The sequence below is a fragment of the Enterobacter sp. J49 genome (genome assembly GCF_002148625.1).
GTDB lineage: Bacteria > Pseudomonadota > Gammaproteobacteria > Enterobacterales > Enterobacteriaceae > Enterobacter > Enterobacter ludwigii.
On sequence record NZ_MWPY01000019.1, the window covers coordinates 34,816 to 56,197 of the forward strand.

Annotated in this window: 19 protein-coding genes; 13 read left to right on the forward strand and 6 right to left on the reverse strand. The window is 55.0% G+C overall.

The window, feature by feature from the left end; genetic code table 11:
* Positions 1-9: 9 nt before the first annotated feature.
* From mutL to rlmB, 11 genes are all read left to right on the forward strand, one after another.
* Complete coding sequence (gene mutL / locus BJP35_RS02535; RefSeq protein WP_047743149.1) at positions 10-1,854, forward strand: DNA mismatch repair endonuclease MutL; 1,845 nt, start codon at positions 10-12, stop codon at positions 1,852-1,854.
* Positions 1,847-2,797, forward strand: a complete 951-nt coding sequence (gene miaA, locus BJP35_RS02540) for a tRNA (adenosine(37)-N6)-dimethylallyltransferase MiaA (protein WP_014168310.1) — start codon at positions 1,847-1,849, stop codon at positions 2,795-2,797. The genes mutL and miaA overlap by 8 nt, the downstream gene beginning before the upstream one ends.
* Positions 2,798-2,882: 85 nt before the next feature.
* Complete coding sequence (gene hfq / locus BJP35_RS02545) at positions 2,883-3,194, forward strand: RNA chaperone Hfq (protein WP_014168311.1); 312 nt, start codon at positions 2,883-2,885, stop codon at positions 3,192-3,194.
* Positions 3,195-3,268: 74 nt separating this feature from the next.
* Complete coding sequence (hflX, locus tag BJP35_RS02550) at positions 3,269-4,549, forward strand: ribosome rescue GTPase HflX (protein WP_020882944.1); 1,281 nt, start codon at positions 3,269-3,271, stop codon at positions 4,547-4,549.
* A gap of 56 nt (positions 4,550-4,605) precedes the next feature.
* Positions 4,606-5,868: an FtsH protease activity modulator HflK gene (gene hflK, locus BJP35_RS02555; RefSeq protein ID WP_014168313.1), complete on the forward strand. Its 1,263-nt coding sequence runs from the start codon at positions 4,606-4,608 to the stop codon at positions 5,866-5,868.
* A 2-nt stretch (positions 5,869-5,870) separates the two neighbouring features.
* A complete protein-coding gene (gene hflC / locus BJP35_RS02560; protein ID WP_014168314.1) occupies positions 5,871-6,875 on the forward strand; it encodes a protease modulator HflC in 1,005 nt (334 codons plus the stop codon).
* Positions 6,876-6,946: 71 nt separating this feature from the next.
* Entirely contained in the window at positions 6,947-7,144 is a 198-nt protein-coding gene (locus BJP35_RS02565) for a DUF2065 domain-containing protein (RefSeq protein WP_014168315.1), read from the forward strand.
* A 104-nt stretch (positions 7,145-7,248) separates the two neighbouring features.
* Positions 7,249-8,547 (forward strand): adenylosuccinate synthase, encoded by a 1,299-nt coding sequence (locus tag BJP35_RS02570; protein WP_025206256.1) that lies wholly within the window; start codon positions 7,249-7,251, stop codon positions 8,545-8,547.
* A 192-nt stretch (positions 8,548-8,739) separates the two neighbouring features.
* Positions 8,740-9,165 carry a nitric oxide-sensing transcriptional repressor NsrR gene (nsrR, locus tag BJP35_RS02575; protein ID WP_014168317.1) on the forward strand — a complete coding sequence of 142 codons (426 nt, stop codon included), beginning with the start codon at positions 8,740-8,742 and terminating at the stop codon, positions 9,163-9,165.
* Between the two features lie 38 nt (positions 9,166-9,203).
* Positions 9,204-11,645: a ribonuclease R gene (gene rnr, locus BJP35_RS02580; protein WP_047743152.1), complete on the forward strand. Its 2,442-nt coding sequence runs from the start codon at positions 9,204-9,206 to the stop codon at positions 11,643-11,645.
* Between the two features lie 69 nt (positions 11,646-11,714).
* Complete coding sequence (rlmB, locus tag BJP35_RS02585) at positions 11,715-12,449, forward strand: 23S rRNA (guanosine(2251)-2'-O)-methyltransferase RlmB (RefSeq protein WP_014168319.1); 735 nt, start codon at positions 11,715-11,717, stop codon at positions 12,447-12,449.
* A gap of 67 nt (positions 12,450-12,516) precedes the next feature.
* On the opposite strand, the gene BJP35_RS02590 is transcribed toward rlmB, so the two are convergent.
* The gene (locus BJP35_RS02590) at positions 12,517-13,791 is read right to left on the reverse strand and encodes an MFS transporter (RefSeq protein ID WP_040018462.1); all 1,275 of its coding nucleotides are present in this window, start codon (positions 13,789-13,791) and stop codon (positions 12,517-12,519) included.
* A 194-nt stretch (positions 13,792-13,985) separates the two neighbouring features.
* Between BJP35_RS02590 and BJP35_RS02595 the strand changes: the two genes are divergently transcribed.
* Positions 13,986-15,608 (forward strand): isovaleryl-CoA dehydrogenase, encoded by a 1,623-nt coding sequence (locus BJP35_RS02595; RefSeq protein WP_086462888.1) that lies wholly within the window; start codon positions 13,986-13,988, stop codon positions 15,606-15,608.
* Here BJP35_RS02595 and BJP35_RS02600 read toward each other — a convergent pair.
* From BJP35_RS02600 to bsmA, 3 genes are all read right to left on the reverse strand, one after another.
* A complete protein-coding gene (locus BJP35_RS02600; RefSeq protein ID WP_047743158.1) occupies positions 15,605-17,536 on the reverse strand; it encodes a methyl-accepting chemotaxis protein in 1,932 nt (643 codons plus the stop codon). The two genes, BJP35_RS02595 and BJP35_RS02600, sit on opposite strands and share 4 nt — an antisense overlap.
* A gap of 171 nt (positions 17,537-17,707) precedes the next feature.
* A complete protein-coding gene (yjfN, locus tag BJP35_RS02605; protein ID WP_025206250.1) occupies positions 17,708-17,983 on the reverse strand; it encodes a DUF1471 family protease activator YjfN in 276 nt (91 codons plus the stop codon).
* Positions 17,984-18,131: 148 nt separating this feature from the next.
* The gene (gene bsmA / locus BJP35_RS02610) at positions 18,132-18,461 is read right to left on the reverse strand and encodes a biofilm peroxide resistance protein BsmA (protein WP_025206249.1); all 330 of its coding nucleotides are present in this window, start codon (positions 18,459-18,461) and stop codon (positions 18,132-18,134) included.
* 137 nt (positions 18,462-18,598) lie between these two features.
* On the opposite strand from bsmA, the gene yjfP reads away from it, so the two are divergent.
* Positions 18,599-19,321: an esterase gene (gene yjfP / locus BJP35_RS02615; protein WP_025206248.1), complete on the forward strand. Its 723-nt coding sequence runs from the start codon at positions 18,599-18,601 to the stop codon at positions 19,319-19,321.
* Here the strand turns inward: yjfP and ulaR are convergent.
* Both ulaR and ulaG read right to left on the reverse strand, forming a co-directional pair.
* Complete coding sequence (gene ulaR / locus BJP35_RS02620) at positions 19,318-20,073, reverse strand: HTH-type transcriptional regulator UlaR (RefSeq protein ID WP_014168326.1); 756 nt, start codon at positions 20,071-20,073, stop codon at positions 19,318-19,320. The genes yjfP and ulaR overlap by 4 nt on opposite strands.
* Before the next feature lie 111 nt (positions 20,074-20,184).
* The gene (gene ulaG / locus BJP35_RS02625; protein ID WP_086462889.1) at positions 20,185-21,249 is read right to left on the reverse strand and encodes an L-ascorbate 6-phosphate lactonase; all 1,065 of its coding nucleotides are present in this window, start codon (positions 21,247-21,249) and stop codon (positions 20,185-20,187) included.
* Positions 21,250-21,382 lie beyond the last annotated feature (133 nt).

Below are 21,382 nucleotides of genomic sequence, written 5' to 3' on the forward strand. Positions count from 1 at the left end.
GGAGAATTCATGCCGATTCAGGTTCTACCGCCGCAGCTCGCGAACCAAATCGCCGCCGGTGAGGTGGTGGAGCGCCCTGCATCGGTGGTGAAGGAGCTGGTAGAAAACAGCCTTGATGCGGGGGCCACCCGCATTGATATTGATATCGAACGCGGCGGCGCAAAGCTGATTCGCATTCGTGACAACGGCTGTGGAATTAAAAAAGACGAGCTGGCGTTAGCGCTGGCGCGTCATGCCACCAGTAAAATTGCCTCTCTTGATGACCTGGAAGCGATCATCAGCCTCGGTTTTCGCGGGGAAGCGCTGGCCAGTATCAGCTCCGTTTCCCGTCTCACGCTCACCTCCCGTACCGCTGAACAGCAGGAAGCCTGGCAGGCGTACGCCGAAGGGCGTGATATGGACGTGACGATTAAACCAGCGGCGCACCCGGTCGGTACGACGCTGGAAGTGCTGGATCTGTTTTATAACACCCCCGCCCGACGCAAGTTTATGCGTACCGAAAAAACCGAGTTTGGGCATATCGATGAGATCATTCGTCGCATTGCCCTGGCGCGGTTTGACGTGACCATTAACCTTAGCCATAACGGCAAAGTCATGCGCCAGTACCGCGCCGTGGCGGAAGGTGGGCAAAAAGAGCGCCGCTTGGGCGCTATCTGCGGCGTACCGTTCCTCGAGCACGCGCTGGCCATTGAGTGGCAGCATGGCGATTTGGCCATGCGCGGCTGGGTGGCTGACCCCAACGCGAGCAGCGCCGCCTTCGCTGAGATCCAGTATTGCTACGTGAACGGTCGTATGATGCGTGACCGCCTCATCAATCACGCCATTCGTCAGGCCTGTGAAGATAAACTGGGTGCAGATCAGCAACCGGCGTTTGTGCTCTATCTAGAAATCGATCCACACCAGGTGGACGTTAACGTCCATCCTGCCAAGCATGAAGTGCGGTTCCACCAGTCACGTCTGGTGCATGATTTTATCTATCAGGGCGTGCTGAGCGTATTGCAACAGCAGGCTGAACCGACGCTGCCGCTGGAAAAAGAAGAACCCGCCCCGCGCGCGTTTCCGGAAAACCGTGTTGCAGCGGGCCGGAACCATTTTGCTGAACCTGCCGTGGCGCGTGAGCCGGATGCCCCGCGTTTCTCTGCTGCGGGTAGCACACCGCGCCCAACGGGAGCGAACTATCCAAACGCCCAACCTGGCTATCAAAAACAGCAGGGAGCGTTGTACCGGAAATTGCTGGAAACTCCCGCGGTGGAGCGCAAAGCGCCTGTCGCGGTGCCAGCGCCTTCGCTGGATGGCCACAGCCAGAGTTTTGGCCGGGTTCTGACGATTATCGCACCGGATATGGCGCTGCTGGAGCGCGAAGGCCACGTGATGCTTCTGGCATTGCCGGTGGCGGAACGCTGGCTTAAACAAGTGCAGCTTACGCCGGGTGAAAACGCGGCCTGTGCACAACCGCTGCTGATCCCCGTTCGGCTAAAAATATCCCCTGAAGAAACAGGGGTACTGCGTCGCGCAGAGGCCCTGTTGGCGCAGATGGGCATTGAAATGGTGCTCGAACCACAACATGTGACCATTCGCGCAGTGCCTTTACCCTTACGCCAACAAAATTTACAAAACTTGATTCCTGAACTGATAGGCTACCTGGCGCAGCAAACGTCGTTTGATGCCGCCAACACCGCGCAGTGGATCGCCCGCCATCTGGCAAGCGAACATACGCCGTGGAGTATGGCGCAGGCCATTAGCGTGCTGGCGGAGGTTGAACGCCTTTGTCCGCATCTGGTGAAGACACCGCCAGGTGGGTTATTACAACCTGTTGATTTACAAACGGCGATGAATGCCCTGAAACATGATTGACGTAAGCAAGGCGAGCCTGCCAAAGGCGATTTTTTTAATGGGCCCCACGGCCTCCGGCAAAACGGCACTGGCCATTGAGTTGCGTAAAGTTTTGCCTGTAGAGTTGATTAGTGTCGATTCTGCCCTTATCTACCGAGGGATGGACATCGGCACGGCGAAGCCTGACGCAGACGAACTGCGTGCGGCACCGCATCGTTTGCTGGATATTCTCGACCCGGCTCAGGCATACTCCGCAGCGGATTTCCGCCGCGATGCGTTAGCCGAGATGGCCGAGATAACGGCGGCGGGACGTATACCGCTGTTGGTTGGCGGAACCATGCTTTATTTCAAGGCGTTACTGGAGGGGCTTTCACCTCTGCCATCAGCGGATCCGGAAGTAAGAGCAAAAATTGAGCAGCAGGCGGCAGAGCAGGGATGGGACGTTTTGCATAAGCAACTGGCCGAGATTGACCCGGTTGCCGCAGCACGGATCCATCCAAATGATCCGCAAAGGCTTTCCCGGGCACTGGAAGTTTTTTTCATTTCGGGTAAAACTTTAACGGAACTGACGCAAACGTCAGGAGACGCTCTGCCGTATCAGGTGCATCAGTTCGCCATCGCCCCGGCGAGCCGTGAACTGCTCCATCAACGAATTGAGCAGCGTTTTCATCAGATGTTAGCTTCAGATTTTGAAGCAGAAGTGCGGGCGCTATTTGCCCGTGGAGATTTGCATACGGATATGCCTTCCGTTCGTTGTGTGGGATACCGCCAGATGTGGTCATATCTTGAAGGCGAGATTTCATATGATGAAATGGTTTATCGAGGTGTTTGCGCCACGAGACAGTTAGCGAAGCGCCAGATCACCTGGTTGCGCGGTTGGGACGGTGTTCACTGGTTAGACAGTGAAAAACCGCAACAGGCGTTAAACGAAGTGATTGAGGTTGTTGGTGATATCGCTCACTGAATGTGTACAATTGAGTCGTATCGTGCGCAATTTTTCAGAATCGCAAGGTTCTAAGTACAAAACAAGCATATAAGGAAAAGATAGAATGGCTAAGGGGCAATCTTTACAAGATCCGTTCCTGAACGCATTGCGTCGGGAACGTGTTCCAGTTTCTATTTATTTGGTGAATGGTATTAAGCTGCAAGGTCAGATTGAATCTTTCGATCAGTTCGTGATCCTGTTGAAAAACACGGTCAGTCAGATGGTCTATAAGCACGCTATTTCTACAGTTGTTCCGTCTCGTCCGGTATCCCATCACAGCAATAACACTGGCGGCGGCACGGGTAGTAACTACCATCATGGCAGCAGCGCGCAGGGTTCTTCTTCTCCTGCGCAGGACAGCGAAGATACCGAATAAGGTTTCGGGCTGTTATCCACACGGGGAGCCAGGGATCCTGCGTTCCCCGCTGATCTTTTTTGAGGAATTTACGCTTGTTTGACCGTTATGATGCCGGTGAGCAGGCGGTGCTGGTACACATCTATTTTACGCAAGACAAAGATATGGAAGACCTCCAGGAGTTTGAATCTCTGGTCTCTTCCGCCGGTGTCGAAGCAATGCAGGTGATTACCGGTAGCCGTAAAGCGCCGCACCCAAAGTATTTTGTTGGTGAAGGTAAAGCAGTTGAAATTGCGGATGCCGTAAAAGCAACCGGCGCGTCAGTCGTGTTGTTTGATCATGCGCTGTCTCCGGCTCAGGAACGTAACCTGGAACGTCTTTGCGAATGCCGTGTTATCGATCGCACGGGTTTGATTTTAGATATTTTCGCTCAACGTGCGCGTACTCACGAAGGTAAGCTGCAGGTTGAGCTGGCGCAGTTGCGCCATCTGGCAACGCGGCTTGTGCGTGGCTGGACCCACCTTGAAAGACAAAAGGGCGGGATTGGTTTGCGCGGTCCGGGTGAGACCCAGCTTGAAACCGACCGCCGTCTGTTGCGTGGCCGTATTACCCAGATCCTTTCACGTCTGGAACGCGTTGAAAAACAGCGTGAGCAAGGACGTCGGGCGCGATCAAAAGCTGACATCCCGACGGTGTCGCTGGTGGGGTATACCAACGCCGGTAAATCCACCCTGTTTAACCAGATTACTGAGGCCCAGGTCTATGCCGCAGACCAGCTGTTTGCGACCCTGGACCCCACATTGCGTCGTATTGACGTCGCCGACGTCGGTGAAACGGTGCTGGCGGATACCGTAGGGTTTATCCGCCACCTGCCGCATGACCTGGTGGCTGCGTTTAAAGCCACCCTGCAGGAGACGCGTCAGGCGACCCTGCTACTGCACGTCATTGATGCTGCAGACGTTCGCTTGCAGGAGAACATCGACGCGGTAAACGTGGTGCTCGACGAGATCGACGCCGACGACATCCCAACGCTGTTGGTGATGAACAAGATCGATATGCTGGAGGATTTTGAGCCGCGTATCGACCGAGATGAAGAGAACAAACCGATTCGGGTCTGGCTTTCCGCTCAGACCGGTATTGGTGTGCCACTGCTTTTCCAGGCTTTGACAGAACGTCTTTCCGGTGAGGTAGCCCAGCACACGCTGCGATTGCCGCCACAGGAAGGCAGGCTGCGCAGCCGGTTTTATCAGCTTCAGGCGATAGAAAAAGAGTGGATGGAGGATGACGGCAGCGTGGGGATGCAGGTGCGTTTGCCGATCGTTGACTGGCGTCGCCTCTGTAAACAAGAACCTGCGCTGGTCGACTATATCGTCTGATCAGAAAGGGGATGCCTGAATAATTCGCCCTTGCATAACAAATATGGAGCATATACATGGCGTGGAATCAGCCCGGTAATAACGGACAAGACCGCGACCCGTGGGGAAGCAGCAATAATCAAGGCGGCAACTCTGGGGGAAATGGCAACAAAGGTGGTCGCGAGCAGGGGCCGCCGGATCTGGATGATATCTTCCGCAAGCTAAGCAAGAAGCTTGGTGGCCTTGGCGGAGGTAAAGGTTCTGGCTCTGGTGGAGGTTCCACTCAGGGGCCGCGCCCGCAGTTAGGGGGCCGCGTGGTGGGCATTGTTGCCGCTGCCGTGGTGATCATCTGGGCTGCCAGCGGGTTCTACACCATTAAAGAAGCGGAACGCGGTGTGGTCACCCGTTTCGGGAAGTTCAGCCATCTGGTTGAGCCAGGTCTGAACTGGAAACCGACTTTCATTGACGACGTGACCGCGGTGAACGTGGAGTCTGTGCGTGAACTGGCGGCCTCCGGCGTGATGCTGACCTCCGACGAGAACGTTGTGCGCGTTGAGATGAACGTCCAGTACCGCGTCACCGATCCGCAGCACTACCTGTTTAGCGTGACCAGTGCAGATGACAGTCTGCGTCAGGCCACAGACAGTGCGCTGCGCGGTGTGATCGGTAAGTACACCATGGACCGCATTCTGACCGAAGGTCGTACCGTTATTCGTAGCGATACCCAGCGTGAGCTGGAAGAGACCATTCGCCCGTACAACATGGGTATCACCCTGCTGGACGTCAACTTCCAGGCTGCTCGTCCGCCGGAAGAGGTGAAGGCCGCGTTTGATGACGCGATTGCCGCCCGTGAAAACGAACAACAGTACATCCGTGAAGCGGAAGCGTACACCAACGAAGTTCAGCCACGTGCTAACGGTCAGGCGCAGCGTATTCTTGAAGAAGCGCGTGCGTATAAAACCCAGACCGTCCTGGAAGCTCAGGGTGAAGTGGCGCGTTTCGCGAAGATTTTGCCAGAATATAAAGCGGCTCCGGAGATTACCCGTGAACGTCTTTATATTGAGACCATGGAAAAAGTGCTGAGCCATACGCGTAAGGTACTGGTTAACGACAGCAAAGGTGGAAATCTGATGGTACTGCCGTTGGATCAGATGCTGAAAGGCGGTTCGGCGCCGGCGGCAAAGGCGGATACCAGCGGTGCCAACAACCTGCTGCGTCTGCCACCTGCGGCATCCGGTAGCTCAAGCGCCACAACCACGCCTTCTTCGAACGATGGTGACATTATGGACCAACGCCGTGCTAACGCGCAGCGTAACGACTACCAGCGTCAGGGGGAATAAGGATGCGTAAGTCAGTTATTGCGATCATCATCATCGTATTGGTCGTGCTTTATACCTCTATCTTTGTGGTGAAAGAGGGCGAGCGTGGAATTACCCTGCGTTTTGGTAAAGTTCTGCGCGACAGCGAGAACAAGCCGCTGGTGTTTGAGCCGGGCCTGCACTTTAAAATGCCACTGATTGAATCGGTGAAAACGCTCGACGCCCGTATCCAGACCATGGATAACCAGGCCGACCGTTTCGTGACCAAAGAGAAGAAAGACCTGATCGTTGATTCCTACATCAAATGGCGTATCAGTGATTTCAGCCGCTACTACCTGGCAACGGGCGGTGGCGACGTTTCTCAGGCGGAAGTGCTGTTGAAACGTAAGTTCTCTGACCGTCTGCGCTCTGAGATTGGTCGTCTGGATGTGAAAGACATCGTCACCGACTCCCGTGGTCGTCTGACGCTGGAAGTGCGTGATGCGCTGAACTCCGGCTCTGCAGGAACCGAAGACGAAGTCACCACCCCGGCAGCGGATGATGCCATTGCCAAAGCGGCAGAACGCGTTCAGGCTGAAACCAACGGCAAAGTGCCGGTGATCAACCCGAACAGTATGGCTGCTCTGGGTATCGAAGTGGTCGATGTCCGTATCAAGCAGATCAACCTGCCAGCGGAAGTGTCCGAGGCGATTTACAACCGTATGCGCGCCGAGCGTGAAGCGGTAGCCCGTCGTCATCGTTCACAAGGTCAGGAAGAGGCGGAGAAACTGCGTGCGGCAGCGGATTACGAAGTGACCAAGACGCTGGCAGAATCTGAGCGTCAGGGCCGTATTCTGCGCGGTGAAGGGGATGCCGAAGCAGCAAAACTGTTTGCCGATGCCTTCAGCCAGGATCCCGACTTCTACGCCTTTATCCGTAGCCTGCGAGCTTACGAGAACAGCTTCCAGAGCAACCAGGATGTGATGGTGCTCAGCCCGGACAGCGATTTCTTCCGTTACATGAAGACGCCGGCTAACGCAACGCGATAAACTCAGGCCAGTTTGAGTATTCAAACCACCGCTCTCAACGGAGCGGTGGTTTTCTTTTATAAGGATGAAAAATGAATTCAACGATTTGGCTTGCGCTGGCCCTGGTTCTGGTGCTGGAAGGCCTTGGACCGATGCTTTATCCGCGTGCATGGCGTCGGATGATAGCCTCTCTGAGCCAGTTGCCGGATAATATTTTGCGTCGATTTGGGGGCGGACTTGTGGTTGCCGGCATCGTTATCTACTACATGTTGAGGAAAACGATTGGCTGATCAAAAAGTAATCTGGTTTGGCGTATTTTGAGGTCAAAAAGTGCTGTATATCTGAAAAAGCGATGGTAGAATCCATTTTTAAGCAAACGGTGATTTTGAAAAAAATGGGTAACAACGTCGTCGTACTGGGCACCCAATGGGGTGACGAAGGTAAAGGGAAGATTGTTGATCTTCTGACTGAACGGGCTAAATATGTTGTACGCTACCAGGGCGGTCACAACGCAGGCCATACTCTCGTAATCAACGGTGAAAAAACCGTCCTCCATCTTATTCCATCAGGCATTCTTCGCGAAAACGTCACCAGCATCATCGGTAACGGCGTTGTGCTGTCTCCGGCTGCTCTGATGAAAGAGATGAAAGGTCTGGAAGACCGTGGTATCCCCGTTCGCGAGCGTCTGCTGCTCTCCGAAGCCTGCCCGCTGATCCTTGATTATCACGTGGCGCTGGACGTAGCGCGTGAAAAAGCGCGTGGCGCGAAAGCGATCGGCACGACCGGTCGTGGTATCGGCCCGGCTTATGAAGACAAAGTTGCTCGTCGCGGTCTGCGCGTGGGCGATCTGTTTGATAAAGAGACGTTCGCTGAAAAACTGAAAGAAGTGATGGAATATCACAACTTCCAGCTGGTAAACTTCTATAAAGCTGACGCTGTTGACTACCAGAAAGTGCTGGATGACGTCATGGCGATTGCTGACATTCTGACCGGTATGGTTGTTGATGTGTCCGATCTGCTGGACCAGGCGCGCAAGCGTGGCGATTTCGTCATGTTCGAAGGTGCGCAGGGTACGCTGCTGGACATCGACCACGGTACCTATCCGTACGTCACCTCCTCTAACACCACCGCGGGTGGCGTTGCGACCGGTTCTGGTCTGGGTCCACGTTATGTGGATTACGTTCTGGGCATCATCAAAGCTTACTCCACTCGCGTGGGTGCGGGTCCATTCCCGACTGAACTGTTTGATGAAACCGGCGAGTTCCTGTGCAAGCAGGGTAACGAGTTTGGCGCGACCACCGGTCGTCGTCGTCGTACCGGCTGGCTGGACGTGGTAGCCGTGCGTCGCGCAGTACAGATTAACTCCCTGTCTGGTTTCTGCCTGACCAAACTGGACGTGCTGGACGGTCTGAAAGAGGTGAAACTCTGCGTAGGCTACCGTATGCCTGATGGTCGCGAAGTGACCACCACTCCGCTGGCTGCGGATGACTGGAAAGGCATCGAGCCAATCTACGAAACCATGCCAGGCTGGTCTGAAACGACGTTCGGTGTGAAAGAGCGTAGCGGTCTGCCACAGGCAGCACTGAATTACATCAAGCGTATTGAAGAACTGACCGAAGTGCCGATCGACATTATCTCTACCGGCCCTGATCGTACTGAAACGATGATCCTGCGCGACCCGTTCGACGCATAATCTTCGTGACTGCTGGCCTGCGGGACAACCCGCAGGCTGGATACGCGTCGCGCCATCCGGCGAACGCTCCTCGATCTCCGCTTTTTCTCCCCGTCTGTCAAATAAATTAGCCGCTTACTATCTGGCTGGTTTATCATCATTAATGAATATCTGTGCGGTTTATCCGCGTTTTCCCTTTTTCCTGAGGTTGATGTGCAGTTAACAAGTTTCACCGATTACGGCTTACGCGCGCTGATTTACATGGCGTCGTTACCCGATGGGAAAATGACCAGTATCTCTGAGGTTACAGAGGTATACGGTGTGTCCCGTAATCATATGGTCAAAATAATCAATCAACTTAGTCGTGCCGGATACGTTGCTGCCGTCCGCGGGAAGAATGGTGGGATCCGTCTCGGTAAACCGGCGCAGAGTATTCGTGTTGGGGATGTGGTACGTGAACTAGAGCCATTGTCTCTGGTGAACTGCAGCAGCGCATTCTGCCACATTACGCCCGCTTGTCGCCTTAAACAGGCACTTTCTCTGGCCGTGCAAAGTTTTCTCAAGGAACTGGATAACTACACGCTGGCCGATTTGGTTGAAGAGAATCAACCACTTTATAAATTATTGCTGGTGGAATGAAGAAAATTTCCACCGGAGCTGACAACGGAGGAACCGATATGTCACATGATCCTTTCCAGGAACGCGAAGCCGAAAAATACGCGAATCCTATCCCCAGCCGCGAGTTCATCATTGAACACTTAACAAAACGCGAAAAACCCGCCAATCGTGAAGAACTTGCCGTTGAATTAAACATTGAAGGTGAAGAGCAAATTGAAGCCCTTCGCCGCCGCCTGCGCGCGATGGAGCGCGACGGGCAACTGGTCTTTACCCGCCGTCAGTGCTATGCGCTTCCCGAACGTCTTGACCTGCTGAAAGGCACCGTCATCGGCCACCGTGATGGCTATGGCTTCCTGCGCGTAGAAGGCCGTAAAGACGATCTTTATCTTTCCTCTGAGCAGATGAAGATGTGCATTCACGGTGACCAGATCCTGGCGCAGCCGCTGGGCGCGGACCGTAAAGGTCGCCGCGAAGCGCGCGTGGTGCGTGTCCTGGTCCCTAAAACCAGCCAGATTGTTGGCCGCTACTTTACCGATGCAGGCGTGGGCTTTGTGGTGCCGGACGACAGCCGCCTGAGCTTCGATATCCTGATCCCGCCTGAAGAGGTGATGGGCGCCCGTATGGGCTTTGTCGTGGTGGTTGAACTCACCCAGCGTCCTACCCGCCGCACCAAGGCGGTCGGGAAAATCGTCGAAGTGTTGGGCGATAACATGGGCACCGGCATGGCCGTTGATATGGCGCTGCGTACTCATGAAATTCCTTACATCTGGCCGAAAGCGGTTGAAGAGCAGGTTGTCGGTCTGAAAGAAGACGTGCCGGAAGAGTCCAAAGTGGGCCGCGTGGATTTGCGCGATCTGCCGCTGGTGACTATTGATGGTGAAGATGCCCGCGACTTCGATGATGCCGTTTATTGCGAGAAAAAACGCGGCGGCGGCTGGCGTCTGTGGGTTGCCATCGCTGACGTAAGCTATTACGTGCGCCCGCATACTCCGCTGGATAACGAAGCGCGCAGCCGTGGAACGTCGGTCTACTTCCCGTCGCAGGTAATCCCGATGCTGCCGGAAGTCTTGTCTAACGGCCTGTGCTCCCTGAACCCGCAGGTTGACCGCCTGTGCATGGTCTGCGAGATGACCATCTCCACCAAAGGGCGCTTAACGGGTTATAAATTCTACGAAGCGGTAATGAGCTCCCATGCGCGCCTGACCTACACCAAGGTCTGGCATATGCTGCAGGGCGATCAGGATCTACGTGAGCAGTATGCGCCGCTGGTGAAACACATCGAAGAGCTGCATAACCTCTACAAAACGCTGGATCAGGCGCGTGAAGAGCGCGGCGGGATCTCGTTTGAGAGCGAAGAGGCGAAGTTCATCTTTAACGCTGAACGCCGCATTGAACGTATTGAGCAGACCCAGCGTAACGATGCCCATAAGCTGATTGAAGAGTGTATGATTCTGGCAAACATCTCGGCGGCACGTTTCGTTGAGAAAGCCAAAGAACCTGCGCTTTTCCGTATTCACGATAAACCGTCGACCGAAGCCATCACTGCGTTCCGCTCCGTGCTGGCTGAACTGGGTCTGGAACTGCCTGGCGGTAACAAGCCAGAGCCGCGTGATTACGCTGAATTGCTGGAGTCGATTGGCGATCGCCCGGATGCGGAAATGCTGCAGACCATGCTGCTGCGTTCCATGAAGCAGGCGATTTACGATCCGGAAAACCGCGGTCACTTCGGCCTGGCGCTGCAGTCTTATGCCCACTTTACCTCGCCGATCCGTCGTTATCCGGACCTTTCCCTGCACCGCGCGATCAAGTATCTGCTGGCGCAGGAGCAGGGTCATAAAGGTAATACGACCGAAACCGGTGGCTACCATTATTCAATGGAAGAGATGCTGCAACTCGGTCAGCACTGTTCCATGGCCGAACGTCGTGCAGATGAAGCGACGCGCGACGTGGCAGACTGGCTGAAGTGTGACTTTATGCTGGACCAGGTGGGTAACGTCTTTAAAGGCGTGATTGCCAGCGTCACCGGCTTTGGTTTCTTCGTCCGTCTGGATGAACTGTTTATCGACGGTCTGGTGCATGTCTCCAGCCTGGATAACGACTATTACCGTTTCGACCAGGTCGGGCAGCGCCTGATTGGTGAATCTGGCGGCCAGACCTATCGTCTTGGCGATCGCGTGGAAGTGAAGGTCGAAGCCGTTAATATGGACGACCGTAAAATCGACTTTAGCCTGATCTCCAGCGAGCGTGCCCCGCGTAATGTGGGTAAAACGGCGCGTGAAAAGACGAAAAAAGGGGGCAACGGCAACAGCGGTGGCAAACGTCGTCAGGCGGGTAAGAAGGTAAACTTCGAGCCAGACAGCGCGTTCCGCGGTGAGAAGAAACAGAAGCCGAAGGCCGCGAAGAAAGAGGCCCGGAAGGCGAAAAAGCCGTCCACCAAAACGCAGAAAATCGCGGCTGCCACCAGGGCAAAGCGCGCAGCGAAGAAACAGCAGGCGGAGTAATTCTCCCCCTCAACCTGACCCTCTCTCCTGCGGAGAGAGGGAAAAGAAAAGACAGAACGAGAACCATCAATGAGTGAAATGATTTACGGCATCCACGCGGTGCAGGCCCTGCTGGAGCGCGCACCGGAGCGTTTTCAGGAAGTGTTTATTCTGAAAGGGCGTGAAGACAAACGTCTGATGCCGCTGATCCACGCCCTGGAAGCACAAGGTGTCGTGATCCAGCTGGCGAACCGCCAGTTCCTGGATGAGAAAAGTGAAGGTGCCGTTCACCAGGGCATTATTGCCCGCGTTAAGCCAGGCCGTCAGTATCAGGAAAACGATCTGCCGGATCTTATCGCCGGGCTGGAAAATCCATTCTTCTTGATCCTTGACGGCGTGACCGACCCGCACAACCTTGGCGCATGTCTGCGAAGCGCAGATGCGGCAGGTGTTCATGCCGTTATCGTGCCGAGGGATCGCTCTGCACAGCTTAACGCGACGGCGAAGAAAGTGGCCTGTGGCGCAGCGGAAAACGTACCGTTGATCCGCGTCACCAACCTGGCGCGCACCATGCGTATGCTGCAGGAAGAGAATATCTGGATCGTCGGTACCGCGGGTGAAGCGGATCATACTCTTTATCAGAGCAAGATGACCGGCCGTCTGGCACTGGTAATGGGTGCCGAGGGCGAAGGTATGCGCCGTCTGACCCGTGAGCATTGCGATGAGCTGATCAGCATTCCAATGGCGGGCAGCGTGTCGTCTCTGAACGTCTCCGTGGCAACAGGTATCTGCCTGTTTGAAGCGGTACGTCAGCGCGGGGAATAAACAGCAAGGCCGTCCTGAGGACGGCCTTTCATATTTTCTGTGGGAGGGTCACCAGACGGTGAAAAACTCACTCCTCCAGTGACCGCAAATGGTCATCCTTCCTGAGCGTCATTAGCGCGAAGATACTCACTACCGCCGTCGCCATGACGTAATAAGCCGGAATATCCAGGTTGCCCGTCTCTTTAATCAGCCCGGTAATAATCAACCCCGCGCAGCCCGAGAAAAGGGCGTTCGACAGGGAATAAGCCAGCCCAAGCCCGGTATACCGTACGCGCGTCGGGAACATCTCTGAGAGCATCGCCGGCCCGGGGCCTGCCAGCATCCCCACCAGACCACCCGCAATCAGCACCACCAGCGCTTTGATGGCCAGCGTGCTGGACTCCGCCTGTAAAACCTTCAGCAGCGGCAGGGCAAGGAGCAGCAGCAACGTGGTGGCGACGATCATCACCGTGCGGCGTCCGATTTTGTCGCTCAGGATCCCGGACGGAATAATCGTCAGCGCAAAACCGATATTCGAAATCACCGCAATCAACAGCGCCTGATTAAACCCGGTATGCAGCGCCGACTGCAGATAGGTGGGCATAATCACCAGATAGGTATAACCCGCCGCTGACCAGACCATCACCCGGCCAATGCCCATCGCAATGGCGTTGAGCGTGGCGACGGTATCAGCCTGAGCGGCAACCGGCTTTTCCTGCTGCTGCACAAAGCTTGGCGTCTCTTCCATACTCACCCGCAGCCACAGCGCCACCACGCCCATCGGTAATGCCAAAAAGAACGGGATGCGCCAGCCCCAGTCATGCAGGGCTTCCGGTGTCAAAAGGGCGGAGAGCAGTGCGACAATGCCAGCGCCTGCTAACAGGCCCAGCGCGACGGTAAATGACTGCCATGCACCGTAGAGGCCCCGCTTGCCGCGTGGGGCAAACTCGGTCATCAGCGAGACGGCGCCACCATACTCACCACCGGCGAACAATCCCTGCAGGATGCGCAGCAGCGTGATAATCAGCGGGGCGGCAATACCTATGCTGGCATAGACCGGCACAATACCGATTGCGGCTGTAGCCAGCGTCATCAGCACCAGTACAATAATCAGCGTCGGTTTTCGGCCTATCCGGTCACCTATTCTGCCAAACACCACCGCGCCCAGCGGGCGGAAGAAGAAGGCGATGGCAAAAGAAGCGTAGGTGAGGATCAGGCTGGTCAGCCCCGCGTCCCCCTCAAGCTGGAAGAAGTTCTTCGCAATTACGGTCGCCAGAAAACCATAGACCGCAAACTCATACCACTCGATAAAGTTACCAATGGAGCCTGCAATTAATGCACGCTTGTGCGCGTCCGGTTGCATAACGTTCCTCACTGAAAGGGGGTAAGAATAAATTATTCAACAAAAGTGAATGCGCGAAATAGTTTATTCTTATGTTCTGTGAGCTATTTCACGAATGATATCAGCGGGATCGTCATCGTGTGACCTCACTCCCATGCAGCGTGCACGTGGCCTGTCCATACTTATCTTCATTGCCACTGAAGGAGGGAGACAGCATGCACTGGCAGACCCATACCGTTTTTAATCAACCTGCACCGCTCTCAAACAGCAACCTTTTCCTCTCTGATTGCGCTCTGCGTGACGCGGTTGTTCGCGAAGGCGCCGAGTGGGATATCGAGCTTCTTGCCAGCATCGGCCAGCAGTTAGGAACCGCGGAATCGCTGGAGCTGGGCAGGCTGGCGAACGTTAATCCGCCGGAGTTATTACGCTATGACGCCACCGGGGAGCGACTGGATGACGTTCGCTTTCATCCCGCATGGCACCTCTTAATGCAGGGACTTTGCGCCAACCGTGTCCATAACCTGGCGTGGGAAGAGGAGGCGCGCAAAGGCGCGTTTGTCGCCAGAGCTGCACGTTTTGTCCTGCACGCTCAGGTAGAAGCGGGCACGCTTTGCCCTGTCACCATGACCTTTGCTGCTACACCGCTGCTGCAACAGGCGCTGCCCGAGCCGTTCCGTGACTGGATCACGCCGTTAATGAGCGATCGTTACGATCCTCATCTTGCCCCAGGGGCGCAAAAGCGCGGCCTGCTGATTGGCATGGGGATGACAGAAAAACAGGGCGGCTCGGACGTACTCAGCAATACCACCAAAGCGGAAAAGTGCAGTGACGGCAGCTACCGGCTTATCGGGCATAAATGGTTTTTCTCTGTGCCGCAAAGCGATGCGCATCTGGTGCTGGCCCAGGCGAAAGGGGGGCTGTCCTGCTTTTTTGTTCCACGCTTTTTGCCTGACGGGCAACGCAATGCCGTACGTCTGGAGCGGCTGAAAGAGAAGCTCGGCAACCGCTCTAACGCCAGCAGCGAAGCGGAATTCCTGGATGCGTCCGGCTGGCTGCTGGGGGAAGAAGGAGAAGGGGTACGCCAGATCCTCCGAATGGGTGGGCTGACGCGGTTTGACTGCGCGCTGGGCAGCCATGGGCTGATGCGTCGGGCTTTATCCGTGGCACTTTACCATGCGCATCAACGACAGACGTTTGGTAAAAACCTTATCGACCAGCCGCTCATGCGCGATGTGCTGAGCCGCATGGCGCTGATGCTGGAGGGCCAGACGGCACTGTTGTTCCGTCTGGCCCGGGCGTGGGACAAGCGTGCCGATCCTCAGGAGGCAGCCTGGGCGCGGCTTTTCACCCCCGCGGCGAAATACAGCGTCTGCAAAGCGAGTATCCCGTTTGTGGCGGAAGCCATGGAAGTGCTCGGCGGCACAGGCTACTGCGAGGAGAGTGAGCTCCCCCGTTTGTACCGTGAGATGCCCGTGAACAGCATCTGGGAAGGGTCCGGCAATATTATGTGCCTGGACGTTCTGCGTGTACTGACGAAGCAATCCGGCATTCTCGACCTGCTTGTGGATGATTTTGCCCAGGTAAAAGGGCAGGACAGGCACTTCGATCGCAGCTGGCGTCAGCTTCAGCAAAAACTGCGAAAACCGCAGGAGGCGCAGGGACGGGAGATCACGCAACAGCTTTTCCTGCTGGGGGCCGGAAGTCAGATGCTGCGGCACGCATCGCCACCCGTGGCGCAGGCGTGGTGCCGCATGATGCTTGATACCCGTGGCGGTACGCTGATGAGCGAGCAGGTGCAAAATGACCTGCTGTTGCGTGCCACGGGCAGGGTTGGCTAACTCTTTAGCTGGAACAGGCTCACCAGTTGGGTGAGGTGTGAGCCTTTCTCACGCAGCGTGTGTGCGGTTTGTTCGCTGCGTAGGACGCGGTCGGCGTTGATGTGCGACGCTTCGCCAATGTGGGTCATGGCCAGATTAACCTGGCCTATTCCCGCGGATTGCTCGCGGGACGCATGGTTAATCTCCGTGACCAGCTTGTTGATGTTATCGATGTGCACGATGATGGAATCCATCGCCAAACGCGTTTGTTCAGACAGCGCATGGCCTTCGCTGACTTTTCTAAGCGTATCGCCGATGAGCTGTTCAATCTCCTTCACCGCGTTGGCGCTGCGTCCTGCCAGCGCGCGTACTTCCTGCGCCACCACCGCAAAACCTTTTCCGTGCTCGCCTGCGCGGGCTGCTTCAACCGCTGCGTTAAGCGCCAGAATGTTGGTCTGAAAAGCGATGGATTCAATCACGCGCGTGATGTCTTCGATTCGCTTTGATGCTTCGCGAATATCATCCATGGTAGCGACAGCGTGGGTGACCGTCTCACCACCCTGGTGTACCGCGCGCGACGTTTCGCCTACCAGCTGCTGCGTTTGCTCCATGTTGGCGGCATTTTGCTGCACGGTCGCGGCCAGTTGCTCCATGCTGGCAGACGTCTCTTCTACACTGCTAGCCTGCTTGTTAATCTGCCCGGAGATTTCTTCGCTATCGGATGCCAGCGCGTTGGTGCCCATATGGATCTCCGCTGCGGCCTCGCGCACCTGAAGAACAATTTTCTGCAGTCCCCCTCCAATACCGTTAATGGCATCGATGAGCTGACCGACCTCATCCTGGCGGGTCACGCGCAGGCTGGAGCGCAGATCGCCTGCGGCATACTGTCGGGCCAGGTGGATCACATTGCGCAATGGGCGTGTCAGTATGCGTCGTATAATGACCACAAACAGACCTGCGAAGAGCACTGACAGCACCACCCCTGCCAGCAGGAAGCGGTCGCGCATGGCGGTCACGCTTGAGAGCAGTACCGATTTATCCACTTCGCCGACAATGGCCCAGTTCCAGCCTGGCAGCGGCGTATACGCCATGGTCAGCGTGCGACCATCGGCACTGACGCGCTCCAGCGTGCCGGATTTATCACTCAACAGCTGTTGCTGGATAGCGCTATCCCACTCCGGTACTTTTCCCTCCGCGCTGGTGTGGAACAGATACTGCCCGCGCGTTTTGCCGTGGCTGCGATCCAGAACAAAGAAGTGACCGCTCTCGCCCAGTCGACGGTTGAGGATTTTCTCGCGCATGACGTTCCAGGAGTGAGTGATGTCCACACCAACAAAGATGATTGCAATGACCTGGCCGTCCGCGTTTTTAACCGGCTGGTATTGGGTGATATAGCGCTTGCCGAACAGCAGCGCCAGACCGCGATAAACCTCGCCCCGGGTGACGGCGGCAAAGGCCGGGCTAGTGGTATCCAGAACGGTGCCCATTGCCCGCTCGCCGTTCTCTTTGCGCAGCGATGTGGCGACGCGCACAAAGTCGTTACCGCTACGCACAAACAGGGTCGAGATTGCCCCTGTCCGGCTCAGAAAATCGTCTGAAAGGGTATTGTTTTCATGTAGCCCGGTTTCCCCTCCTTTCAGGAGCGGAACGTTAATCCCGTTAATCGTCTGGGTTTGAGTGTTATCAACGCTCAGTGGCTGGGGCAAAAAGGTAGTAAACAGCCGGGTATACCTCTCGACCTCTTCACTCAGGCTGGTGTTAAACATCTGCACCATATCGACCATGCCGGTGGACTGATTATGCAGGTCTTCTATCGCGAGGGCTTCAAGCTGCTGGCTGGCTTTTTGGCTGAGCAGAAAAGTGAAAAACAGAAACAGGATGGCGACACTGGCACCGGTAAGCAGCGACAGCTTTGCACCCAGACCTGCACGACGGAAAAAGTTGATCATAAATTGCTCATCATTGAAAAGGTATGGCTTTTCAACGGCAGAGCAGAGATAACGTTTACTGGTTTAGTGTAACAAAATGTTATTTAATTGTTTTTAATTGGTTTACTAAAAGATAAAAAATTTGCAAAAACGAAAAGCCACTAGAAGTAAGTGGCTTTTATCGGAGGGGGATTACGCGTAGAGAATGGCCTGTACCCGCCAGTGATCGATGTACTGATCTTCCTGCATCTGGATAATGCGATACCATGAAGCACCCTGCTCATCGGCCTTTAATGCAACGACACGTTCAACGTCCTGCGGGCTCCCCGAGATATTATTCACGGAGATCTGGCCAATTTCATTCAGGCCAGTCACACAATCAGCACTGGCAAATTCAGCTGACTGCGCGGTTGTGCTCACAAGACCTGCTGAGAGCAACAGTGTGGTCAAAGCAAGAGTTCGTTTCATCGTCAGCTCCATTTCACATGTCTCCGGTATCCGCCGGGCAATCCTTCGCGAATAAACTCACTTCCATTGTTGCGGGCATGGAGTTTATTGTGGACAGGAAAGTGTCTATGGACGCAAAGCAGTGTAAATGTCGTTCAAATGAAGACGATCATTGACGATACAGAATGGCCTGTGAGTACCACTGTCCCGTAATGATGGTTTCGTCGATCATAATGATGACGTAATAATCTGCTTTGGCGGCGACGGCTTGTGCCTTTATTGCTTCTTCCGCGTCATCCGGGGAGCCGCGAACCAGCGCAGAAACGGTACCCATACGCTGTAATCCTTCCGTCTGATTACGACGGATTTCCTGCGGGTGATCGGCCACCGGGGGAGCGGGTTGTGGCGTTCCCTGCAGCGCGCTACAGCCACTGAGCAGTAACATCAGCAATAAAGCAGCAAACCTGCGCATAACCATATCTCGTTTCCTGATAGCCATAGTGTAGTTGTCTGTGAATTTAGTTTTGGGGGAATGTTCCCGAAGTGTTAGCTGGGGCGTAATTTTCGAATGAAAATAGCGTGAAATCGTAACCCAGTTCTCAACATTATGAATCATTCATCATTACAGGGTCGACAATGATTGAAATTGAAATACGCCATCTGGGTGATCGTGAAATATTACACGCAACACCCGCCGGAAAACGTGAGGAACCACTGCCTGTTATAGTGTTTTATCATGGATTTACCTCATCGAAGCTGGTCTACAGCTATTTTGCGGTGGCACTCGCGCAGGCCGGTTTTCGTGTGGTCATGCCGGATGCACCTGACCACGGCGCACGTTTTACCGGCAACGAACAGGCGCGACTTGGGCAGTTCTGGCACATTTTGCATGGTAGCCTGACCGAGTTTGCCGGGCTGCGCGATGCGCTTTACCAGGCAGGGCTGGTGGCTGATAATCGGCTGGCCGTGGCTGGGGCATCGATGGGCGGGATGGCGGCGCTGGGGATCATGACGCACCATCCAGAAGTGAAGTCAGTGGCTTGTCTGATGGGCTCGGGCTACTTTACCTCACTGGCGAAGACGCTTTTTCCACCTCAGGCACTCACAGAGGTTGAGGCGGCGCTTGCAGAGTGGGAGGTTACCCGGGCGTTACCGCGTCTGGCCGATCGTCCTTTGCTGTTATGGCATGGTGATGCGGACGATGTGGTTCCACCCGGAGAAACGTTCCGGCTTCAGCAGGCGCTACAGCACGAGGGGCTGGATGGCAACCTGACCTGCCTGTGGGAAGCGGGCGTTCGCCACCGCATTACGCCAACGGCGCTGGACGCCACGGTGGACTTCTTCCGCCAGCACCTTTAAACGCACAGGACGTTGACACCCTGATCTTTCAGTTTCTGGAGGATCTCAGGGTTGGCACCTTTGCCGGTGATCACCATGTCTATCTGTTCAGCACGGCTGAACAGCATTCCTGCGCGTTCGCCCACTTTACTGCTGTCGACCAGCACAACGAGCTTGCCCACCACGTTAAGCATGTTTTGTTCTGCCATGGCGGTCAACATATCGGTTTTGTAGAGGCCATCCGCGGTCAGGCCTTTGCCACTGGTAAACATCCAGTGTCCGGCATAAAGACTGTTTTCGCTGTCCTGCGGGCTGAGTGTGATGGACTGGCTCTTGTTATACTGGCCGCCCATGATCACCACGCTCTCATGCTCCTGATCGATAAGATAGTTGGCGAGCGGCAAATAGTTCGTGATGATTTGTACCGGCTTTCCGCACATCTCCCGACCTAACAGAAACGCCGTGGAGCCGCAGTTGATCACCACGCTCTCGCCGGGGTTCACCAGCTGCGATGCCGCTCTGGCAATACGGACTTTTTCATCATGATTTTGCGCCTGATGAATGTTCATCGGCGTCCAGCGTGGACGCTGCTGGCTAATCGCTTCCGCACCGTTGCGGACTTTTTTCAGCTTACCGCTTTCATCCAGCTTATTAATATCCCGCCGCGCTGTTGCCGGGGAAATCCCTAAACGTTCGATCACTTTCTCAACGGTGACAAACCCTGTTTGCGCCAGGAGTTCCAGTAATATTTGATGCCGTTGCGCTTCCGTCATGAGCTATTCCGATAAGAATTGATTTTAAAAGATGATATTTGAAATAGCGTGAAATTACTAAAAGAAATATGAAACCGCCAGACACACGGGTCTGGCGATGGGCCTTAATAATCAGAGGAATGACTTGAACGGCAGGTCTGGCTCAAGAGTAAAGCAATCATCAAAGCCGCGTGGGTAGTGATACTCGAGATTGTCTTTGTCCAGCGGCCAGGTGAACTTGCCTCCTACCTGCCAGATGAACGGCTTAAAGCCATACTTCAGGCGGTCTTTTTTCATTTCCCACAGTACGCGTATCTCCTGCGGGTTGGCCTGGAAGTTTGACCAGATATCGTGGTGGAAAGGGATCACTACTTTGGTGTTCAGCGCTTCCGCCATGCGCAGCATATCGGCGCTGGTCATTTTGTCTGTAATGCCGCGTGGGTTCTCCCCGTATGAGCCGAGCGCCACATCAATCTGATGCTCATTGCCGTGCTTTGCATAGTAGTTTGAGTAGTGAGAGTCACCGCTGTGGTACAGGGAACCGCCGGGCGTTTTAAACAGGTAGTTCACCGCACGTTCGTCCATACCGTCTGGCAGTACGCCTGCGGCTTTCTGATCGGCCGGAAGGGTAATCAGTGCAGTGCGGTCAAAGGCATCCAGCGCGTGGATCTCAACGTCTTTAATTTTGACCACATCGCCCGGTTTCATGACGATGCAGCGCTCTTTCGGTACGCCCCAGCCGATCCATAAATCCACGCAGGTTTGCGGCCCGATGAACGGTACGTCATCGGCACAGTTTTGCATGACCGCTGCCGCTACGTTGACATCAATATGATCGTTATGATCGTGCGTAGAGAGAACGGCATCGATCTGGCGAATGGCGAACGGATCAAGAACAAACGGTGTGGTACGCAGGTTTGGCTGAAGTTTTTCCACGCCCGCCATGCGTTGCATCTGATGGCCTTTTTTCATCAGCGGGTTACCGTGACTCTGTTTGCCGGTGCCGCACCAGAAATCGACGCAAATATTCGCGCCACCTTCTGATTTCAGCCAGATCCCCGTGCACCCCAGCCACCACATTGCAAAGGTACCAGGAGCAACCTGTTCCTGCTCAATCTCTTCATTCAGCCAGCTACCCCATTCCGGGAAAGTGCTCAGAATCCATGATTCACGGGTAATGGTGTTCACTTTACTCATCGTTTTGACTCCTGGTTTAATCAAAAGTAATCAACTGGTGATTTGTTGTGATTAATGCTGGCACCATTTCACGCGCATTGCAACGATCAAAATGTGTAATTTTAGCTGCCTGGCATCACGGATGCTCTTCTCG

What these genes read in the sequence shown, in the direction of transcription:
- hflK (WP_014168313.1), top strand. Translation starts at nt 4,606, where the DNA reads ATGGCGTGGAATCAGCCCGGTAATAACGGACAAGACCGCGACCCGTGG.
- BJP35_RS02600 (WP_047743158.1), bottom strand. Translation starts at nt 17,536, where the DNA reads ATGATCAACTTTTTCCGTCGTGCAGGTCTGGGTGCAAAGCTGTCGCTG.
- ulaR (WP_014168326.1), bottom strand. Translation starts at nt 20,073, where the DNA reads ATGACGGAAGCGCAACGGCATCAAATATTACTGGAACTCCTGGCGCAA.
- yjfP (WP_025206248.1), top strand. Translation starts at nt 18,599, where the DNA reads ATGATTGAAATTGAAATACGCCATCTGGGTGATCGTGAAATATTACAC.
- ulaG (WP_086462889.1), bottom strand. Translation starts at nt 21,249, where the DNA reads ATGAGTAAAGTGAACACCATTACCCGTGAATCATGGATTCTGAGCACT.
- BJP35_RS02565 (WP_014168315.1), top strand. Translation starts at nt 6,947, where the DNA reads ATGAATTCAACGATTTGGCTTGCGCTGGCCCTGGTTCTGGTGCTGGAA.
- BJP35_RS02590 (WP_040018462.1), bottom strand. Translation starts at nt 13,791, where the DNA reads ATGCAACCGGACGCGCACAAGCGTGCATTAATTGCAGGCTCCATTGGT.
- bsmA (WP_025206249.1), bottom strand. Translation starts at nt 18,461, where the DNA reads ATGGCTATCAGGAAACGAGATATGGTTATGCGCAGGTTTGCTGCTTTA.
- yjfN (WP_025206250.1), bottom strand. Translation starts at nt 17,983, where the DNA reads ATGAAACGAACTCTTGCTTTGACCACACTGTTGCTCTCAGCAGGTCTT.
- miaA (WP_014168310.1), top strand. Translation starts at nt 1,847, where the DNA reads ATGATTGACGTAAGCAAGGCGAGCCTGCCAAAGGCGATTTTTTTAATG.
- rnr (WP_047743152.1), top strand. Translation starts at nt 9,204, where the DNA reads ATGTCACATGATCCTTTCCAGGAACGCGAAGCCGAAAAATACGCGAAT.
- BJP35_RS02595 (WP_086462888.1), top strand. Translation starts at nt 13,986, where the DNA reads ATGCACTGGCAGACCCATACCGTTTTTAATCAACCTGCACCGCTCTCA.
- mutL (WP_047743149.1), top strand. Translation starts at nt 10, where the DNA reads ATGCCGATTCAGGTTCTACCGCCGCAGCTCGCGAACCAAATCGCCGCC.
- hfq (WP_014168311.1), top strand. Translation starts at nt 2,883, where the DNA reads ATGGCTAAGGGGCAATCTTTACAAGATCCGTTCCTGAACGCATTGCGT.
- rlmB (WP_014168319.1), top strand. Translation starts at nt 11,715, where the DNA reads ATGAGTGAAATGATTTACGGCATCCACGCGGTGCAGGCCCTGCTGGAG.
- hflC (WP_014168314.1), top strand. Translation starts at nt 5,871, where the DNA reads ATGCGTAAGTCAGTTATTGCGATCATCATCATCGTATTGGTCGTGCTT.
- BJP35_RS02570 (WP_025206256.1), top strand. Translation starts at nt 7,249, where the DNA reads ATGGGTAACAACGTCGTCGTACTGGGCACCCAATGGGGTGACGAAGGT.